The organism is Marinimicrobium sp. (assembly GCF_002695945.1).
In the GTDB taxonomy this organism is placed as follows: Bacteria; Pseudomonadota; Gammaproteobacteria; order Pseudomonadales; family Cellvibrionaceae; genus Marinimicrobium; species Marinimicrobium koreense.
This window is the reverse complement of sequence record NZ_NZQP01000059.1, coordinates 1-19412: the sequence shown is the minus strand read 5'-3', so window position 1 is coordinate 19412 and position 19412 is coordinate 1. Positions and strand designations below refer to the sequence as shown.

Below are 19412 nucleotides of genomic sequence, written 5' to 3'. Positions count from 1 at the left end.
AAAACGCCCCCGGGCCGCTAAAATAGCGGCCTTTTACCGGTCTTACGGGAGCTACGGCTTCCGCCCGATCCCACGTTCTGGACCAGCACACTATGGGCAACCGCACCCCTTTGTATGACACCCATGTCGCCATGGGTGGGAAAATCGTTGATTTNGGCGGCTGGGACATGCCGCTGAACTACGGCTCGCAAATGGAAGAGCACCACCAGGTGCGGCGGGCCGCCGGCATGTTCGATGTGTCCCACATGACCGTGGTGGACGTCTGCGGCACCCACGCCAAACCCTACCTGCAGTACCTGNTGGCCAACGATGTNGCCAAGCTCGACGGCAAGCCCGGCAAGGCCCTGTACAGCGGTATGCTCAATCACGAGGGTTGCGTGGTCGATGACCTGATTGNCTACAATCGGGAGGGNCACTTNCTGCGCGAGGGTCACTACCGCCTGGTGGTGAACTGTGCCACCCGGGANAANGATCTGGCCTGGATGCGCGAGGTCGGTCNGGATTACGATGTCGAAATCGATGAGCGCCCTCACCTGGCGATGATTGCGGTNCAGGGCCCCGAGGCGATTGCCCGGGTGACTCAAGTGTTGCCCCAGTACGCCGAAGGCATTGANCAACTGAGCNTCTTTCAGGCNTATGAGGCGGACGACTGGTTTATCGGNCGAACCGGCTATACCGGTGAAGACGGACTGGAAATCGTGTTGCCTGGCGAGCAGGCGGAAGCCTTATGGAAAGCCCTGGCTGAGGCCGGGGTAGCGCCCTGCGGCCTGGGCGCGCGGGACACNCTGCGCCTGGAAGCGGGCATGAANCTGTACGGTCACGANATGGANGAGCAGACCTCGCCGCTGGTGGCCAATATGGGCTGGACCATCGCCTGGNTACCGGAGCAGCGGGACTTTGTCGGCCGTCAGGCGCTGACCGACNANAAGGCGNCCGGTGTGCAGGACAAGNTGGTGGNCCTGANTATGACCGCGCGCGGTGTACTGCGNGCCGGTCAGCGNGTCCGCGTTTCCNGAAGTGAGCGCGAAGGCATCANCACCAGCGGCAGTTTCTCCCCGACCCTGGGCCACAGCATTGCCCTGGCCCGGGTGCCCATCGAGGTGGGCGAGCAGTGCGAAGTGGAACTGCGCGGCAAGTGGGTGACCGTGTCGGTCACCAAACCGGCGTTTGTCCGCAACGGCAAAGCCCTTATTTAANTTTTATTCAACTGACCACAGGAAAGCGAGCCATGAGCGAGATTCGCAACGAACTGAAATACCTGCCCAGCCACGAGTGGGCNCGGCTGGAAGAAGATGGCACCGTCACCATCGGCATCAGCGATCACGCCCAGGACAGCCTGGGTGATGTGGTGTTTGTGGAACTGCCGGAAGTGGGCAGCACCGTCAGCAAGGGCGAGGAAGCCGGCGTGGTGGAATCGGTGAANGCCGCCTCGGACATTTACTCGCCGGTCAGTGGCGAAGTGATCGCCATCAANGACGCGCTGGAAGATTCACCGGAAACCGTGAANGGNTCGCCCTACGANGATGGTTGGTTCTTCCGCGTGCANCCGACCGACACCTCGGAGCTGGACGANGCNCTGGATGCCGATGGGTATCGGAATGCGGTGGAGAGTGAAGGGGCTTAAGANNNAGCCTGNGANGCANGCATAAAAAAACGGCGCCCGAGGGTGCCGTTTTTTGTTTGGTGGNGTCGTTGGGTNCAGTTTACGGCGGATGCGGGCTTTGCCCTCCGAGGCGTCGGACCGATCCACCACGGCAGGTCGCGTAGGGGCCGAGCGCAGCGGTATTAAGCCCNCATCCGCCGTTACCCAACCCGACCACTTTCCCCCGGANTAAAAACTCCCCTTAACCCCAAACGACGCGGTCCGACCGTACTCTTCCAACTGGTAGGTGTAACCCTCNGACCCCTGATACAACTCCANCGGTTCGTCATTGATATTCACCANCTCAAACACCAGGTCCAGACNTTCCGCCAGGCGATACGACGCCGTCAGGTCCACNTGGGTGTGCGGCGCCACATAAATATCAAACGCCTGACTGTCACCCACCTCACTCAGATACTCATCACGGTGAGAAATACTCAGGCGCGTACTGAAGCGNCCCATCTCGTAACCGACATACAGGTTACCGGACTGCTCGGCCGACTCAGGCAGAGCAAAGGTTTCCCCGTCCCGCTGCTCCAGNGACAACTCNGTATCCAGGAAAGTCAGGTTACCGCCGACCAGGAANGCNCCCAGTTGNTCTTCCAGNTTGAACTCCACCCCGGTCACCGAGGCGTCGGTGCCATTGACCGGTGTGGTCACTTCGTAACCGGCAAACTCGGCGTTATTGGTNGNGGTGANCTCGGCGATGTAATCGTCGATATCCTTGTGGAAAATNCCGGCCGACANCACACCGCCATCGCGGTACCAGTCAAACATGATGTCAAAGTTGGTGGACTGGTAGGGGTCCAGCTCGGGGTTNCCNGCATCGATNTCCAGGTCTTCCCGGTTGATGGAAAAACGCGGNGANATATCNGAAAAGCTNGGACGGGCGATGGTGGTNCTCCAGGCNGCACGCANCACCATGTCGTCGCTCAGGTTGTANCGGTAGTGCAGNCCCGGCAGTACATTGGAGTANTCGGACTCNACAGAGCGGCTGGTGATCGACAGATCGCCGTTCTCATCNAANTCCAACTGATTGCCCGTGGCGCTGTAGTCGGTGTACTCCACTCGCGCNCCGGCGATCAACTGCCAGTTATCGGCCTGCCAGGTGCCCATCAGGTAGCCGGCGAGCACATCTTCATCGGCGACAAAATCTTCNGCCTGCTGCAANTCGCGCGCTTCGTCNTCATCCTGCGGGCGAATCTGGAATGCATCGCGGTCGGCATAGAAATCGCTCAGGAACATTGATTCACTGATTCCCTCCCCGAGATTGGCGAAGGGGTAGTCCGGCGCGCCGATGGTGTAGGGCTCAAGGCCCAGTTCCGGCACATCGCGCAGCTCGATTTCATTGACGTCGACATCTTTGCTTTTGGCCCGGAAATCGATACCGGTCTTCAGAGAGAAGTTGCGCTGACCAAAGGCATCACGGAACAGAGCGTTGGCCGAGAAATTCAGGTCGTCATCGTCGATGAATTTCGGCTCCAGTACCACGCGATCCAGCAGGTACTCGGCGTGATTCAGGTGGCTGATATCTTCGGCGCCCTGGTTCAGAATACGGAAGGAAGGAATACCCTGGCCGATGGTAAATTCACCGTCGAGCGCTTGCGTCTGGTACTCAAACCGTCCTTCGGTTTCATCGGGCACCTTCTCGCGAGTTACCGAGTAACCCAGTTGATAATCCAGCTCCATGGATTCCATGATGTGTTCGCCACCCAACGCCAGCGCCGTGGTGTCCTGTTCTTTGGTACGGAAACGGATGCGTCGACGGAAGCCGTCCTCGGCGATGTCTTCAAAGGTACCGTTGTTACCATCGAAATCGGCCAGTGTGCCGTCTTCAAATACATAGATGCTACGCTGACGGGTTTCGGCATCGCTGAAACGGCTGAACACGGTATTCATGTAGTAGCGGCTGGTGTCATCCGGGCGATATTCCAGGTTGACGTTGGCACCGATACGCTCGCGGTTGACGTAGTACTTACGCAGCTGGACTTCCTGCAGGGCCTTGACAGTCTCGCCGAGATCATCGTTTTCGTAATAGGCGGCTTCAATATTGTCTTACTGGAACTCGCGGTCCAGAAAGTTCGCGCCGAGGGAAATACCGAAATTCTCAGAGCCTCCAAAGGCATTCACCACGTCGGTGTAGTTGGCCTGCAGTTTGGGGCTGGTCTTTTCGCTCAGCTCGTTGTAAGACCCCTCGGCACGGTAACGGAAAGTGTCGCCGTCATAGTCGAATGCGGACCCGGACTTCACATTCACCGCACCGCCAATGGCATCGCCGGGCATATCCGGTGTGGGCACCTTGGTGATTTCGATCAGCTCAACGGAGCCGGTGGGAATCACATCCAGCGGCACCGCGCGGGAGCCGTCTTCCGGAGTACCGATGCGCATACCGTTAATGGACACCGAACTCAGCCCCGCACTCACACCGCGCACGCTTACAAAGCGACCTTCGCCCTGGTCACGGGAGATGGACACACCCGGCAGGCGCTGCAGGGACTCGGCCACGTTCTGGTCCACAAACTGACCCATGGCGTCGGAGGCGATAAAATTGGTAATGCTGTCCGAGTCGCGGTACAGGTCAATGGCTTCGTTGCGCGCTTCGCGCTGACCNGTAACGATCAACTCCTCTTGCAACACAGGCTGCTGTGCCTGAACAAAAGAAGTGCTGCCAGCTGACAGCGCGGTAACGGCGATGGCCAACGGCAATTGGCGAACGTTCATAAAACCCCCTTATAACGAAATAGATCACTTCTGGCGCAATAATCTTTGAAGGGGAAATAATGAAGGGAGAATATGACAGCAATATTCCAGGTAGGTGACAACCGTGTGAAATAGGTCGTGGGTGACCAACGCTAGCAGAGAACTCAACCCAGCATTGGGCAACTGATCAATCTACTGGTAGCTCCTTATTGTCCGCCAGTCTCCCTCTGCGTCAACTGATAGGACAAAAAGCCTCAGATGTTGATAACTTCCTCCATCCACGGAATCCCGGGAAGAAATAAGGACGTCCTCGACTCCATCGCCGTCAAAATCCCCACGACCGACCAGCTCCAGTCGCTGCAAGCCTCCCGTAGTATAAAAATCTACAACCTGTGGAGAAATGACGTCCACGTTTCGAATTTCATTGATATCACTCCAATACTTAACTTCCGGGTCGCGTCGANTCTCTTCGGACTCCGTCTTCGACGTTTCAAATGCCAAATCCGAAGGAAAATCGTCCGGACTAGAGTCGGTTAGAANTGGCTCTGGAATATAGGAGATACTAGACCGGTCTGCGTCCCTTAGAAGTTCCGTCGCNCGACACATGACANCCAACTCAACAAAGGCGTTCATTTCGTGCTCACGCACAGTACGGGTCTCTGGGGTNACACCTTGAAGGTACTCCTCGCAATTTGAAAAGGTTTCTTCTCCTTCACCGCGAGTTTTGGTTACGTCAATCGAAGCATACCAATTCTTGCTTAGCAGCCCGGATAGTTGGTCTCTTCGCTCAACATCCACGTGTTCAGCCAAGAGCTCCGGCAGCTTGAAACCAGAGTACCACAGGACGGGATATGCGCGTTTCTCTTCAGCTCCACCCCGCGAACAGCCTACCAATAAAGATAGAAAAAGTGCTAGAACCACCGCCGGAGCGATGTCTTTGCCTTTGACAGAAAACATAGAAGTGATCCTATTACTTTGAATTACCTGAACCAGCGGCTTCCTTGGAGTCGTCCACACACGCTTCCAGGAGGTCTTTGACGTATTTATTCCGAGCATCAGATATGGGAGATTTTCGACTTGAGTTGTCCGCGGCTTTCTGCCAATCCTTCGCTTTTACTGCGGCATTGAAGTTTGGCCAGTTATTATTGAGCTCGGTCATTCCGAGATTAAATATCAAGTCAAACAAAGCCAGGCGAGCCTNACTGGGGAAGCTGTCAAAATCNCTGTATATTCTTTTCAGTTCACTTTCAAAACTTTGGATATGTTTATTTGTCAGTTTATCAATTTCAGCGTCGGGCAGCCTCAGTTTTGTATGTTTTTTGTACATTGAGGCCAGTCGATTGGCGGGTTGTTTTTTGACACTGTCGTAATCCGCTTTTATTTCTTCTTGNGTAGCTGGCAGATTTTTACTGTTTTTGAAGGCTAGAAGCTGAGCCGACGCCACTGTACTCAAAAGGTGTCCGATCCCTACGGTAACAAAGCCTTTAGAGTCCAGGTACATATGTGACACTTTCCCTTCGTACTTTTCCAGGTTCTTGCGCAGTATTGCTTTTTCCTTTTCCGTTGCCATGCAGCGTGCTCCTTTGGGTAATCCNTNNTCAGTAATCCCTTTCCATGCTCATCGATACGTTCAAGCATAAAAAGTCGTTATCGAACAGGCGCGCCCAGTATATCCGACCAATCCNNTATTCCGAAGAGAATCAGGCGTCAATTGGCCTGTCGGCNAACCNCNNTATTGAGTTCCGTTTCCNGCCAGCTTTTCCCCGGTTCCGGGGTACACTGTCCTCATTGATCTGGGGGACGGCACCGTGACCAACAGCCACTACCGACAAGCCCGACTGGCTCGCGACCATCGTTTCGATGGCCGGTTTTTCGTTGCGGTGAAAACCACCGGCATTTATTGTCGCCCGATTTGCCCGGCTCCGGCGCCGAAAGAGCGGAACGTTCTCTATTTCGACAGCGCCATTGCCGCCGCCAACGCCGGGTTTCGCCCTTGCCTGCGTTGCCGGCCCGATAGCGCCCCGACCTCCTGGGCCTGGAAAGGTACCGACACCACCCTGGAGCGGGCGCTACGGTTGATTGATGATGGCGCCCTGCTGACGGGCAGCGTGACTGACCTCGCCGACCGGCTCGGCATCAGCAGCCGTTACCTCGGCCGGCTGTTTCAGCAAAACGTCGGCACCAGCCCGAAGCAGTACGGCCTCTATCAACAGGTGCTGTTCGCGAAGAGCCTGCTTCAACAGACCCGGCTGCCGGTTACTGAAATCGCCCTGGCCTCGGGCTTCGGCAGCGTGCGCCGCTTCAATGACTGTTTTGCCAGCGCACTGCGACTGACCCCCAGTGCCCTGCGACGCCAAGCTCACAGCCAGCACCCNGAGCCCGGCATCCGCCTCTTGCTCAGTTACCGGCCACCCTACGACTGGCCAGCGCTGCGCGACTTTCTCAAAACCCGCCTGATCGATACCCTGGAGTGGTGCGGAGATGACTACTACGGCCGGACCTTTCGCTTGGCCAACGGGCACAGTGGTCGTTTTACCGCCCGGCACCGGCCCGNGCGCTTTGGCTTCGAGGTCAGCCTGGAACTGAGCCAACCAACTGCTCTGTTGCCGGTGGTTCGCACCATTCGTCGACTGCTGGACCTGGATGCCGACAGCAGCACCATTGATGCTCACCTGGCGCCGATCCAGGCGCAGCTGGGTCCAATGCGGCCGGGTTTACGGCTGCCGGGTATATGGGATCCGTTTGAAGCCGGCGTTCGCGCCATTCTCGGGCAGCAAATCAGTGTCGCGGCCGCGCGCAACCTCGTCNNCCANGTNGTCNCNGAGTTTGGNCAGCCGNTNCCCNGCCAACACANNGAGTACCGGCTNTTTCCAAGCCCGGCCATGCTGGCCNGTNANGANCTCGGNAGCNTGAANATNCNCGGTCGCCGGCGCCAGACCCTGCTTGACCTGGCGGAGCTGTTCAACACTCAGCCAACGCGGGCGGCAGATCCTGAAAATTGGCTCGCGCTCAACGGCATCGGCCCCTGGACGGTAAACTACGCGCGGATGCGGGGCCTGGGCGACAGTGATGTCTGGCTCGGGTCCGATCTTGGTGTGCAAAAAGCGCTGGGGGAAAAAAGCCGCCGATGGCGGCCCGAGGATGCCTCACCCTGGCAGAGTTATCTGACCGTTTATCTGTGGAGTCTGTTATGACAGCCCGTTACCAAAGCCTGCTGGACACACCGATCGGCACGGTGCGCATTCTCGGCGGTGACGATGCCATCACCCACATCGATTTTATCGATGCCGGTACGGCATCCGCCCAGCCAGACAACGCCCTGACCCGACTCGCCCGCCAACAACTGAGTGACTATTTCGCCGGTCAGCGCAGGGCGTTCGACCTGCCATTGGCCGCCGCAGGCACCGACTTCCAACGGGCCTGCTGGCAAGCCCTGCTGACCATTCCCTACGGCGAGACCCGGTCCTATGCCGAACAGGCAAAACTCATCCAGCGACTCAAGGCCGTCCGGGCCGTCGGCGCCGCCAACGGCGCTAACCCGATTGCCATTGTAGTGCCCTGCCACCGGGTTATCGGTAAAGACGGCAAGCTGACCGGCTATGCCGGCGGTGTTGAACGCAAAGCCTGGTTGCTGGCGCTTGAGCGGCGCGGTGCACCCGCTCTGTAACGCTTCCGGCAGAACCAGACAACGGGTTCGACCACTTGCGCGACGTCCTTCTGGCCGCGGGCGGTCGATGATACCGCCTTCAGCTTTGGCCCCTGCCTTGCGCTGCCCCAAGCATTGACTCGAGGTGCGCTAAATAGCGCTCAAACGCCTCTCGGCCGGACTCGGTCAGAGATACCTCGGTGACCGGTTTGCGGCCGTCAAAGCGTTTTTCAATTGCCACGTACCGACGACCTTCCAGCTTGCGTAAATGAGTGCTCAAGTTACCGTCAGTGGTTTTGACCCGGTCGCGGATAAAGGTGAACTCTGCTTTATCAACGCCGGCCAGTACGGCGATGACCGCCAAGCGAATGCGCGAGTGAATCAGATCGTCGATCTGGGTATGGTCAAAATCCGACACCTCAGGCTCCCACCGCGTCCAACCGATGGTGACGCATCCGAATCAAGAGTACGCCGGGCAGCACGTAGAACAGCAACAACAAGACACCCATCAATAAAATGGCGGTTTCACCCGGCCAGATAAACATTGCCAGAGACCCAAGCCACCAGCCAAAGGCCATGTTTCGCAACCAGCCAAGCCCCGCCAGTATGCCGGTAAGAAAGATGCCCACGGCAATCAGCCCACCAAATACGGCAGGAAGGTAGGCGCCTGGCAAGGCCCCTTGCCCCAGCCCCACAAAAAAGAACAACAGCTGGGTGATACCCAGCGCTACCCAGACCATGCCAATTAGCCGTCCCGCGTAGGTCTGCACCGGTTCGCGCCTATCCCGGCGCACCAGAATGACATTCCCGAGCATGCCCAGGGTGATGCAGGGCACCCAGGTCGCGTAGGGTGCATAGGGTAGAACACCGACCACCTGTAACCAGGTCAGCAGGAGCCCCGCGCTCACCACGACGCCCCAAACTATGAAATAGCCGCCACTGATACAGGCCGCCCGGCGGGTTTCGCTCATCAGCTCCCGAATGTAAGCCAGGTCGCTTTGTGCACGTTCAGTCATCACGCTCTCCTTATTAGCCAAAAGAGTAAAAACATCTCTCAGCGCTCTGGCGTAAGCCCACTTCTCAATAGCCGCTGATTACATCTATGCTTTGTTTTTCAAAGTACTTTGTTTTGGATGATCCGTCAACTTAAATTCCACTGCCGGGCTGGGCGCTTGCCTCCAGAGTTAAGGGTCAGACTGGATTTAGACTGGGGGCAGAAGGGGGATAGCGAGGGGAACGGCACCCCATGGGTGCCGCTGACGATTCGATCAGGCTCAGTCCTGGCGCTGAGTGACTTCCAGCAGGTGGTAACCGAACTGGGTCTTTACCGGGCCCTGCACTTCGTTGACCGGCGCGCTGAAAACCACCTTGTCGAACTCCGGTACCATTTGGCCCGGACCAAAGGTGCCCAGGTCACCCCCATTGCGGCCCGAGGGGCACTTGGAGTGATCCTGCGCCAGTTTGGCAAAATCCTCACCGGCTTCGATTTTGGCTTTCAATTCATTACAGGTGGCTTCGCTGTCGACCAGGATGTGACGTGCGGCTGCTTGAGGCATAATCGTATCTCTTTGTCATGGGTGAACATTGAGGGCATACGATAATCGGTATCCCGGTTCAGATCCAGCCCGCAATGGGTTACCGTGAGAGCGCTCATCAACAGGAGAACTTATTGTGTCAGACAAGACGATTCGCTGGGGTATTATCGGTGCGGGTGTCATCGCTCATAAAATGGCCGAAGCCATTCAGTTGGAGGCGGACAACGCGCTGATCTCCGTCGCCTCCAAATCCCCGGAAAAAGCCGAAGCGTTCGCCCGCGAGTATGCCATCGAGGCCGACACCTATGAGTCGCTGGTGGAGCGCGAAGATGTTGACGTCATCTATATTGCCACGACACACAACTTCCACGCGGACAATGCGCTCATGGCACTGGAGCACGGTAAACACCTGGTAATCGAAAAGCCCTTTACCGTCAACGCCGAGCAGGCCCGTCGTCTGAAGGATGCCGCCAAGGACAAGAGCTGCTTTCTGATGGAGGCTATCTGGACCCGGTTTTTGCCCAGTATGAAAGCGCTGCGTGAGGCCATCAGGAACCACACCATTGGCGAAGTGAAAGTCGCCACGATCAATTTCGGTGGCATTGCCCCGGAGCATTACCGGGGACGACTGTTTGATCCGGCACTGGCCGGTGGCGTCACGCTGGATATGGGCATCTACCCGATCAGTATGCTCTGCTACGTGCTGGGCGAACGGCCCGCCAGCATTCACGCCACCGCCCGGTTCAGCGACACCGGCGTCGATGAAATCGCCTCCTACCAGTTCGTTTTCCCCTCGGGCTGCATTGCCACGGTAAACACCAGTTTCAATCTGTTGATGCGTCAGGAAGCGCTGTTCTTTGGTGACAAGGGCTATATTGACTACCCGGAGTTTCAGCAGAGCGACGCCTTTACCGTCAAGTATTTGAAGGATCGAACCATCGACCGCGAAGAGACCATCCGCACGGAAAACGCGGACAACGGCTTTATATTTCAGGTCCGGGAAGCCGCCCGCTGCCTGCGCGCCGGCCTGAGAGAAAGCCCGGTGATTCCCGTGGCAGAAACGGTAGACATTATGGCGATCATGGACGAAATACGGCGGCAGCTGCCTCTGCAATATGCATTTGAGAATAAAGGAGTATGACGATGACCAATACGGTACCCGGCCCCGATGGCCAGCCGCGCTGTTTCTGGTGCAAGGCGGCACCGGAGTTTTTTGAGTATCACGATCGGGAGTGGGGCTTTCCCGTGGATGACGATCGCCACCTGTTTGAGAAGCTGTGCCTGGAGAGCTTCCAGTCCGGTTTGAGCTGGCGCACGATTCTGGCCAAGCGGGACAACTTCCGCAAGGCGTTCAAGAACTTTGATTTTCACAAGGTGGCCCGCTTTACCGAGAAGGATGTTGAGCGTTTATTGGAAGACGCCGGCATTGTTCGTCATCGGGGCAAGATCGAGGCGGTGATCAATAACGCGCAGCGGGCCAAAACATTGGTTTCCGAGGAGGGCTCATTAGCGGCCTACGTGTGGCGTTTTGAGCCCCAGGAGAAACCGGATGTGGATCCGCAGACGCTGAGCACCTCGCCGGAGTCGGTCGCTTTATCAAAAGATCTCAAGAAGCGCGGCTGGAAGTTTGTCGGGCCGACCACGGTGTATGCGTTTATGCAGTCGATGGGTTTGGTGAATGATCATGCCCACGAGTGTTGTATGCGGCCGGAGATTGATCGGGCGCGTAAGCGGTTTAAGCGGCCTGGAGCGTGATCGGGAGGGATCTGTCGGATTACGTGCTGCGCACTAATCCGACCTACTGGGTTGCCGTAGCGGGTTCTTGTCGGATTACGCTTCGCTAATCCGGCCTACGCGATTCGTCGAGCCTGGTACCGGTTCGGCGGCAGCGCTCGGAGCAGTATTTGACGTTTTCCCAATCCTTCTCCCATTTCTTCCGCCAGGTGAAAGGCCGCTCACAGACCGGGCAGGTTTTGGTGGGGAGGTCGCGCTTTTTACGGGCTTTGGCCATGAGAATGGATCCAGCGGATCAGTCGCGCACGATGAAATCTGAACCGGCCGGCTCGCCCTCGGCCTCGCTGACCTCCACCCGAGTGACCTCTGCCAGCGCCGGGCCCTGCCAAAGCCAGGTTTCGAAGGTTTGCAGTGTTTCGGGAGCCCCCTGAGCCAGCGCTTCGACCTGGCCATCGGGCAAGTTGCGAACCCAGCCGGTGAGACCCAGCTCCCGGGCTTTGCGTTGGGTATTGGCGCGATAGGAAACGCCCTGGACCCGCCCGTGAATCAGATAGTGTTTAGCGTCAATCAACGTATTGCCTCGCTTGCCGGTTCGGCATAGTCTGTCAGTTGCCATTCGTAACCCAAGAGTCTGCCATGTCCGAGCGTGCCTCCGAAACCTCTGCCGACCCCATCACCATTGTCGGGGGTGGCCCCAAGAAGGTGCTGTATACGCTGCGCACCCTGAGCCGGATCGGGCTGCTCAACTCCACCAAGGCACTCAAGGCACGCAATACCTGTAAGGCCTGCGGGCTGGGCATGGGCGGCCAGCACGGGGGTATGACCAACGAGCTGGATGAGTTCCCCTCGGTGTGCAATAAAAGCATTCAGGCCCAGTCCTCGGATATCCAGCCACCCATCCCCGACGAGCTGTTCGAGCATACGCTGGATGATTTCAAAGAGCTCTCCGCCCATGAGCTGGAACACCTCGGGCGGTTGAACACGCCGCTGTACAAGCCCGCCGGCAGTAATCGCTACCAGCCCATGGACTGGGATCAGGCCCTGACATTGGCCGCCGAGCGGTTCGCGGCCACCGACCCCAACCGCAGTTTTTTCTACTCCTCCGGCCGCTCCTCCAACGAGGCGGGCTTTGTGTTGCAGTTGCTGGCCCGACTGTATGGCACCAACAACGTCAACAATTGCTCCTATTATTGCCACCAGGCCACGGGCGTGGGCTTGGGTAACGTGATCGGCACCGGCACGGCCACCATCAGCCTGGAAGACCTGGGCGGCGCGGACCTGATTTTTGTGATTGGCGCTAACCCGGCCTCCAATCACCCCCGCTTTGTGCACCAGCTGCAGCACTGCCGCGAACGCGGTGGCCAGGTGATTGTGATCAACCCGGCCAGGGAGCCGGGGCTGGTGCGCTTTGCCGTACCCAAAAGTGCCCGCTCCATGTTGAGTGGCGGCACCTGGATCGCCTCCCGCTATGTGCAGCCAAACATTGGCTCGGACCTCGCTCTGCTTAAAGCCGTGGGCAAAGCCCTGCTCGAGCAACATGCGCTGGATACCACTTTTATTGAAGCCCACACCGAAGGCTTCGATGCCTACCGTACGGATCTGGAACAGACGGACTGGGCGTCGCTGACGTCCGCCTGTGGCCTCAGCCAAACCGATATCGAAGCCCTGGCCACCGACTACGCCCGGGCCGAGCACGCGGTGTTTGCCTGGGGCATGGGCATCACCCACCACCGCAATGGGGTGGACAATGTCGAGGCCATCGCCAATCTGGCGCTGTTGCGCGGCATGCTGGGCAAACCGTCGGCGGGCCTGCTGCCTTTGCGGGGCCACAGCAACGTGCAGGGCATCGGCACCATCGGTGTAAAACCGGTGCTCTCCGAGGATGTGCTGGCGGCGCTGGAATCACATTTTGATCTGGAACTTCCACGCACTCAGGGGCTGGACACCCTCGCCTGCCTGCGCGCCGCCGACGCCGGGGACATGGACGCGGCCCTGCTGATGGGCGGCAACCTCTACGCCGCGACACCGGATTCGACCTTTGCCCAGCGGGCGCTGGACCGGGTGGGTTTCAAGCTGTATCTGACCACCACCCTGAACCAGGGGCACATTCACGGCATGGAGCACAGCGAAGCTCTGATTCTGCCAGTGACCGCCCGGGACGAAGAGCCCCAGAGCACCACCCAGGAATCCATGTTCAACTATGTACGGCTGAGCGATGGCGGTATTCGCCGCCTGACCAATGTGCGCTCGGAGGTGGCCATTCTGGCGGAACTGGGTAAGCGCTTACTGCCCGCCGGGCCTTTTGATTTCGGGGCCCTTCGGGAACACGACCGGGTGCGTTCCGCCATAGCCGCAACGGTGCCCGGCATGGAGGCGCTGGCCGATATCGGCACCAGCCATCAGGAATTCACCATTGGCGGTCGCCTGCTGACATCGCCAACCTTCAACACCCCCAACGGAAAGGCCCGTTTTCAGGTGCACTCTCTGCCGGTCGCCCGAGAGCCGGATTTTCCTTTTACCCTGGCCAGTATCCGCAGTGAGGGGCAGTTCAACTCCATCATTTACGAAGAGTCCGACAGTTACCGGGGCACCGAGCACCGCTGGTGTGTGTTGGTGGGGCCGGAAGACCGGGAACACCTGAGCCTGAAAGCCGGCGACAAAGCCACTTTGCGTTCGGCTCACGGGGTGATGGAAAACCTGACGGTCTACCCGTTCAACCTGCCCGCTGGCTCCCTGCTCGCCTACTACCCGGAGGCGAACATTCTGATCGGCACCGAGCAGGATCCCCGCAGTCAGACTCCGGCGTTCAAGTCCGTTCCGGTGCGACTGGAAGCTGGCGCATAATTCATTCCGCCTGAGGTTTGACCTGCGTCAAAACCGGCGCCGATAACGCCGCGGCCCGGGTTTATCCCGAGCCGATTTCCCTCAATAATGCCCCCTCTGTGCCGATAGCCTTTGATGTCGAGCCCGCCTCGGCCGCACTCACGACATTCTCCTTTCTCTGACGGTGGTCTCTTACCCATGCGCAACCAGCTTGCCTTTGCACTGAACGCACTGATGCGTGCTCTAGGCTTCAAATCCATCAACGCTCAGTTCGCGGTGTCCTTTCTGGTGATCATTGCGCTGGCGATGACTTCCGCAGTCCTCAGCTATCGATCGAACCCTTCCAGCCTGATTCCGCTCCTGAATACAGGTATCGTGGTCGTCGCGCTGATTACTCATCAGTTGGGACTGACCTGGCTTGTGCAACAAGTGACCTTACTGCGTAAACACTTGAACAAGATGAGCGCAGGTGACTTCGCCAGCCCTATAATCGAAGAAGCCAGCGACAATGAAGTGGGCCAGATGTTTTCCGCCTACAACACGGTGATCCAGCGGGTGGGCGACCTGACCCGGGGGATTCAACAGCTCTCTGGGACCATCGTCACCCAGATGGAGACCCTCGAGCAGGCCGCGGCGAACACCGAGCAGAGCAGCCAGAGCCAGAGTCGTGAGTTGGAGCAGGCCGCCTCGGCGATGAACGAGATGTCCGCCAGTGTCGGGGAAGTGGCCAGCCATGCCAGCGACGCCGCCGCTCAAGCCGATNATGCCAACCGGGAGGTTGGCCGCACCCACGGCGTGGTGCGCAACACTCACCGGACNTTNGATGAACTGAACACCACCATGAGCGACACCGTCGGCATCATGCAGGAGNTGGACCGCAACAGTCAGGAAATNGGCAAGGTACTGACCGTGATTACCGGCATNGCCGAGCAGACCAACCTGCTGGCCCTGAACGCCGCCATTGAAGCGGCCCGGGCNGGGGAACAGGGGCGCGGCTTTGCCGTGGTGGCGGACGAGGTGCGCACCCTGGCCCAGCGCACNCAGCAGTCCACGGCGGACATTCAGGAAATCATNGAGCGNCTGCAGAAGCANTCCANCCGGGCGGTNACCTCCATGGCCTCGAGNACCGAAAAGGCCCACGCCAGTGCCGAGCAGATCAGCGAGGCCAACCAGGCGNTGGAGCACGTGGTGGAAGCCATCGACCGGATTCAGGAAATGAGCACCCTGATCGCCACCGCCGCTCAGGAGCAGTCCCAGGTGGCTCAGGAGATCGATCAGAACATCACCAACATCTCCCGNGTNGCGGACGAGAGCACCCGCACCAGCGGCGAGCTGCGNAACTCCGCGCGGCACCTNCAGAAAGACACCCAGAGNCTGGGNCAGCAGTTGGCGGCGCTTAAAGTCTGANNNNCACCTCCTGCCNCNAAGGCGCCCGTCGTTTCTCGATGGGCGCCAAGCTGGCATAATGACCGCCAACGAGCACAACCCATACGGTAACGANTATGCCCTCCCTACAGGATCAACTGCAGAAAGCCGGACTGGTGGACGACAAGAAGGCCAAGCAGGTTAAGAAAGAGCAGCGTAAACAGAAAAAGCAGGCCCGCCATACNGGTGAGGANCCCCACGCGGAAATCCGACAGTCNGCGCAGGCGGCTCGCGAAGAGAAGGCCGAACGGGATCGGGCACTGAANCGCGAACGCCAGGCCGCCGCCGAGAAAAAAGCCATTGANGCGCANATCCGCCANNTGATTCAGACCCACAAACAGGCCAAGCGCGGCAGCGGTGANGGGGANGTGGAGTACAACTTTACCGACGGCACCAAGATCAAAAAGCTNCTGGTNAGCCCTCGGGTGCAACAACAGATCATNCGCGGCCAACTCATNGTGGTCCGCGCCGGGGANAACTACGAACTGATTCCGAAAGTGGTATCCGACAAGATCNCCGAGCGNGACCCGNACTANATTGTGGTCGCNAANCAGAAAACCCANGAAGCGNTCGACGAGGACGATCCCTACAAGGACTANGTNATCCCCGACGACCTGATGTGGTAACTCGCTATAACACGAACCAGCCCACCGCTACGGCACACGCCAACACCACCACGCCAGCCACCACATAGGGCATGGCACCCGACTCGTTGGCCCGCACCTCGGGCTGGGCGGCGTGACTGGGAATGGCCCGATCGGCCTGAGCGCGCAGTTCGCGGAAGGTGGTCAGCAGGTCTTCAATGGTTTTCTGGTCGAACTGGTAGGGATCAAACCGGTCATACCCTGCCCGTGCCAATAACCCTTTCACCGNGGCATTGGTGGGAATGTACTTCATGGACCAGTCGGTAAACTGCCGCTCGGTGATATTGCGCTGGAGCACGACCTTGAAGTCCTTGTGNCGATCATCGCCTTTCAGCTTGGCNAGCATNTTATCCACCACTTCGCGCTCACCTTCCAGACACTGAAAGAAACACCCCTCCCCATAATAAAGCACACCGCCGAGCCCCAGNCGGGGGTTGTTGGTGCGGGACTGTTGCAGAATGCGCGCCACGTGNGGCTCCACACCGCCGGAGGCNGGCATGGCTTTGAACGTGGCCCGGCTGATGTAAACCACCTGAACGAGATCGGTCATGGGAGAAGGCTCCATTTGTGCGTTATTGAGAGTGNTTNTATATACGCACTGGCGATCGGTCTGGATGGCCGGCCCGGCAAAAAAGTGGAAAAGCGTGCCATCCCTGGCACCTCAGTTCATCAGGAGGGATGCTTCTGCTGTTTGCGATCGTACTCATCCGCCACCCGTTCCAGCTCGCGTTTCACNTCGTTGGGCGAACCGGTATGGCGGGCCAGCAGACTGTAGGCCGTNGGCACGATAAACAGGGTAAACANNGTGGCCGCCAGGACCCCGGAAATCACCACCACCCCGATCACCGCCCGGGTTTCCGAGCCGGCGCCCGAGGACATCACCAGGGGCACGGCACCCACCGCTGTGGTGATGCCGGTCATCAGGATGGGCCGCAGACGGGCCAGNGAGGCCTGCTCCAAGGCCTCGTCAAAGGCGATCCCCCGGTCCCGCAACTGGTTGGCAAACTCCACNATCAGAATGCCGTTTTTGGCNGCGAGCCCCACCAACATGACCAGACCAATCTGGGAGTAAAGGTTGAGCGAGTTGCCGGTNAGGTATAACCCCANNAGCCCNCCGAGCATGGCCAGNGGCACCGTCAGCATGATNACNAAGGGGTGAATATAACTCTCGAACTGTGCNGCCAGNACCAGNAAGGTGATCAGAATNCCGATCATGAAAATAAAGGCCACCGAGCCGCCGGCCAGNTTGTAATCGCGGGACTGNCCCTTGTAGTCGATCACCGCATTCTCCGGNANGTGCTCCGCCACCAGGCCTTCCATATGCGTCAGGGCATNCCCCAGGGTGAGNCCATCGGTCAGGTTGGCTTCAATGGTGATGGCTCGAATCCGGTTATAGCGTCGCAGCGTAGCGGCGTCGGCAAACTCCCGCAGCTCTACCAGACTCGCCAGGGGCACCAGCTCGCCACTGCGTTCGGAACGCACAAAAATATTCTCCAGGCTGTCCAGTGTGCGCTGTTCACTTCGCTCACCTTCGAGCATCACCTCGTATTCTTCGCCGTCTTCAATGAAGGTGGTGACCCGACGCGAGCCCATCATGGTTTCCAGCGTGCGCCCGACGTTGGCCACACTCACACCCAGGTCGGCGGCGCGGTCCTGATCGACAATCACCTCGACCTGCGGACGGGTTTCCTTGTAATCCCAGTCAATGCCCGTCAACCCCGGATTATCCGCTTCGATTTTTTCCAGCAGGATATCCCGCCATTCGGCCAACTCCTCATAGGAGCCACCACCGATCACAAACTGCAGNGGCTTCTGGGTGGACGAACCAAAGCCCTGACGCATCACCGGAAAGGCCGTCACGCCCGGCAAGTCGGCCAGATCCGCACGCACATCNTCCATGATGTCAAAACCGCTGCGCCGCTCGGACCAGTCGGTCAGGGTCGCNATCACAATGCCNCTGTTAAACCGCTCCAGNGCCCCCCAGGCCCGGGGCGCNCGNACCAGCAGACGGGCCATCTCNCCCTGNTCGACGTATTTCATCAGGCGNTTTTCGATCTCGTCCATGTACTCCACCANATAGGAGTANCTCGCNCCNTCCGGACCNTCGACNATGACAAAAAAGGCCCCCCGGTCTTCCCGCGGTGCGTACTCCTGGGGCAGCTGTTGCGACACCCACCAGGTGCCCGCCAGCAACCCGACAAACACCACCGCCACNATACGCGCGTGGCGCAGNCANTGGTGCAGGGCTTTGCCNTAATAGTGACGCANACAGANAATGCCCTGATCGAGNTTGGTCACCAGCCAGGAGGTGTTTTCNTTTTTCTTGATCAGCTTGGAGGCGAGCATGGCCGAGAGCGTCAGNGCCACCAGCGANGAGAANCCCACNGCCGCNGCCATGGTGAGGGCAAACTCGGAAAACAGCCGCCCNACATCGCCGGTCAGAAANGCGATGGGCACAAACACCGAAATCAGTACCAGGGTGGTGGTNACCACCGCAAANCCCACCTCCCGCGTNCCACGATAGGCGGCGAGNAACGGCGGNTTGCCTTTTTCCTCNANGTGGCGAACGATGTTCTCCAGCACCACAATCGCATCGTCCACCACCAGACCGATGGCCAGNACCANTGCCAGCANNGTCAGNAGGTTGATGGAAAAGCCGAGTACNGCCANCACNGTAAAGGTGGCNATCACNGATACCGGTACGGTCACCGCCGGGATCAACATGGCCCGGGCGCTGCCGAGNAACAGNTANATCACCAGNATCACCATGGCGATCGCAAACGCCAGNGTGTAATACACNTCCTTGATCGCCTGACCGACAAACACCGAGCTGTCGAAACTCTGCTCCAGGCGCATGCCCTCGGGCANNGTTTCATTGAGGCGNTNGACCTCCTCCCGTGCCGCGCGGGCCACATCCACGGTGTTGGCGGTGGACTGTTTGACGATGCCGATGCCCACCATCGGAATGCCGTTACCGCGGAAAATATTGCGGTCTTCCTCGGTGCCCTTTTCCACTCGCGCGATATCTTTCAGGCGCACCAGATACCCATCGCTGCCCTCGGCCAGTACCAGTTGATCGAAATCACTGGCCTCCCGATAGAGCCGGGCCATTCGTACCGTGAAATGCCGCTGATCCGATTCGATACTGCCCGCGGGCAACTCGACGTTTTCTGCGCGCAGGCGGTTTTCCACATCGGCTACCGTCAGACCGCGAGCGGCCATTTCCTGACGGTCCAGCCAGATGCGCATGGCGTAGCGCTGCT

General features: G+C 58.7%; 17 protein-coding genes and 2 pseudogenes. 9 read left to right on the top strand and 10 right to left on the bottom strand.

Features of this window, described 5'->3' with window-relative positions; genetic code table 11:
• Window positions 1–92: 92 nt before the first annotated feature.
• Together gcvT and gcvH are read left to right on the top strand one after the other, a co-directional pair.
• Window positions 93–1196 (top strand): glycine cleavage system aminomethyltransferase GcvT, encoded by a 1104-nt coding sequence (gene gcvT, locus CMG77_RS13215; protein WP_286904792.1) that lies wholly within the window; start codon window positions 93–95, stop codon window positions 1194–1196.
• Window positions 1197–1228: 32 nt separating this feature from the next.
• Window positions 1229–1624: a glycine cleavage system protein GcvH gene (gene gcvH / locus CMG77_RS13210; protein ID WP_286904790.1), complete on the top strand. Its 396-nt coding sequence runs from the start codon at window positions 1229–1231 to the stop codon at window positions 1622–1624.
• Window positions 1625–1846: 222 nt separating this feature from the next.
• Here the strand turns inward: gcvH and CMG77_RS13205 are convergent.
• The 3 genes and pseudogenes from CMG77_RS13205 to CMG77_RS16240 form a co-directional block, all read right to left on the bottom strand.
• Window positions 1847–3691, bottom strand: a pseudogene (locus CMG77_RS13205) (TonB-dependent receptor); the annotation flags it as partial.
• 6 nt (window positions 3692–3697) lie between these two features.
• Complete coding sequence (locus CMG77_RS13200) at window positions 3698–4363, bottom strand: TonB-dependent receptor plug domain-containing protein (protein ID WP_286807066.1); 666 nt, start codon at window positions 4361–4363, stop codon at window positions 3698–3700.
• 949 nt (window positions 4364–5312) lie between these two features.
• Window positions 5313–5912, bottom strand: a complete 600-nt coding sequence (locus tag CMG77_RS16240) for a lysozyme family protein (protein ID WP_502691917.1) — start codon at window positions 5910–5912, stop codon at window positions 5313–5315.
• 238 nt (window positions 5913–6150) lie between these two features.
• Here CMG77_RS16240 and CMG77_RS13195 point away from each other — a divergent pair.
• Both CMG77_RS13195 and CMG77_RS13190 read left to right on the top strand, forming a co-directional pair.
• Window positions 6151–7536: pseudogene (locus CMG77_RS13195) on the top strand (AlkA N-terminal domain-containing protein).
• On the top strand, window positions 7533–8009 hold the full coding sequence (locus tag CMG77_RS13190; RefSeq protein WP_024462017.1) for a methylated-DNA--[protein]-cysteine S-methyltransferase: 477 nt from the start codon (window positions 7533–7535) through the stop codon (window positions 8007–8009). Before CMG77_RS13195 ends, CMG77_RS13190 begins: the two are co-directional and overlap by 4 nt.
• Window positions 8010–8088: 79 nt before the next feature.
• Here the strand turns inward: CMG77_RS13190 and CMG77_RS13185 are convergent, their stop codons facing one another.
• The 3 genes from CMG77_RS13185 to CMG77_RS13175 all read right to left on the bottom strand — a co-directional run bounded on the left by CMG77_RS13185 (window position 8089) and on the right by CMG77_RS13175 (window position 9544).
• Complete coding sequence (locus tag CMG77_RS13185; protein WP_024462016.1) at window positions 8089–8406, bottom strand: winged helix-turn-helix domain-containing protein; 318 nt, start codon at window positions 8404–8406, stop codon at window positions 8089–8091.
• A gap of 1 nt (window position 8407) precedes the next feature.
• Complete coding sequence (locus tag CMG77_RS13180; RefSeq protein ID WP_286807069.1) at window positions 8408–9004, bottom strand: hypothetical protein; 597 nt, start codon at window positions 9002–9004, stop codon at window positions 8408–8410.
• Window positions 9005–9262: 258 nt separating this feature from the next.
• A complete protein-coding gene (locus CMG77_RS13175) occupies window positions 9263–9544 on the bottom strand; it encodes a peptidylprolyl isomerase (protein ID WP_123639311.1) in 282 nt (93 codons plus the stop codon).
• A 115-nt stretch (window positions 9545–9659) separates the two neighbouring features.
• Between CMG77_RS13175 and CMG77_RS13170 the strand changes: the two genes are divergently transcribed.
• Both CMG77_RS13170 and CMG77_RS13165 read left to right on the top strand, forming a co-directional pair.
• Complete coding sequence (locus tag CMG77_RS13170; RefSeq protein WP_286807070.1) at window positions 9660–10664, top strand: Gfo/Idh/MocA family protein; 1005 nt, start codon at window positions 9660–9662, stop codon at window positions 10662–10664.
• A 2-nt stretch (window positions 10665–10666) separates the two neighbouring features.
• A complete protein-coding gene (locus CMG77_RS13165) occupies window positions 10667–11278 on the top strand; it encodes a DNA-3-methyladenine glycosylase I (protein WP_286807071.1) in 612 nt (203 codons plus the stop codon).
• A gap of 85 nt (window positions 11279–11363) precedes the next feature.
• Here CMG77_RS13165 and CMG77_RS13160 read toward each other — a convergent pair whose 3' ends face one another.
• Together CMG77_RS13160 and CMG77_RS13155 are read right to left on the bottom strand one after the other, a co-directional pair.
• Window positions 11364–11534, bottom strand: a complete 171-nt coding sequence (locus tag CMG77_RS13160; protein WP_286807072.1) for a DUF2256 domain-containing protein — start codon at window positions 11532–11534, stop codon at window positions 11364–11366.
• A gap of 18 nt (window positions 11535–11552) precedes the next feature.
• Window positions 11553–11873 carry an acylphosphatase gene (locus CMG77_RS13155; RefSeq protein WP_286807073.1) on the bottom strand — a complete coding sequence of 107 codons (321 nt, stop codon included), beginning with the start codon at window positions 11871–11873 and terminating at the stop codon, window positions 11553–11555.
• Between the two features lie 20 nt (window positions 11874–11893).
• On the opposite strand from CMG77_RS13155, the gene CMG77_RS13150 reads away from it, so the two are divergent.
• The 3 genes from CMG77_RS13150 (at window position 11894) to CMG77_RS13140 (ending at window position 16131) form a co-directional block, all read left to right on the top strand.
• Window positions 11894–14101: an FdhF/YdeP family oxidoreductase gene (locus CMG77_RS13150; RefSeq protein ID WP_286807074.1), complete on the top strand. Its 2208-nt coding sequence runs from the start codon at window positions 11894–11896 to the stop codon at window positions 14099–14101.
• 114 nt (window positions 14102–14215) lie between these two features.
• Window positions 14216–15487, top strand: coding sequence for a methyl-accepting chemotaxis protein (locus CMG77_RS13145; protein ID WP_502691914.1), 1272 nt, complete (start codon window positions 14216–14218; stop codon window positions 15485–15487).
• A gap of 95 nt (window positions 15488–15582) precedes the next feature.
• A complete protein-coding gene (locus CMG77_RS13140; protein ID WP_286904785.1) occupies window positions 15583–16131 on the top strand; it encodes a DUF2058 domain-containing protein in 549 nt (182 codons plus the stop codon).
• A gap of 4 nt (window positions 16132–16135) precedes the next feature.
• On the opposite strand, the gene CMG77_RS13135 is transcribed toward CMG77_RS13140, so the two are convergent.
• Together CMG77_RS13135 and CMG77_RS13130 are read right to left on the bottom strand one after the other, a co-directional pair.
• Complete coding sequence (locus CMG77_RS13135; protein WP_286904783.1) at window positions 16136–16699, bottom strand: BLUF domain-containing protein; 564 nt, start codon at window positions 16697–16699, stop codon at window positions 16136–16138.
• 119 nt (window positions 16700–16818) lie between these two features.
• Window positions 16819–19371, bottom strand: coding sequence for an efflux RND transporter permease subunit (locus CMG77_RS13130; protein WP_502691920.1), 2553 nt, complete (start codon window positions 19369–19371; stop codon window positions 16819–16821).
• Window positions 19372–19412 lie beyond the last annotated feature (41 nt).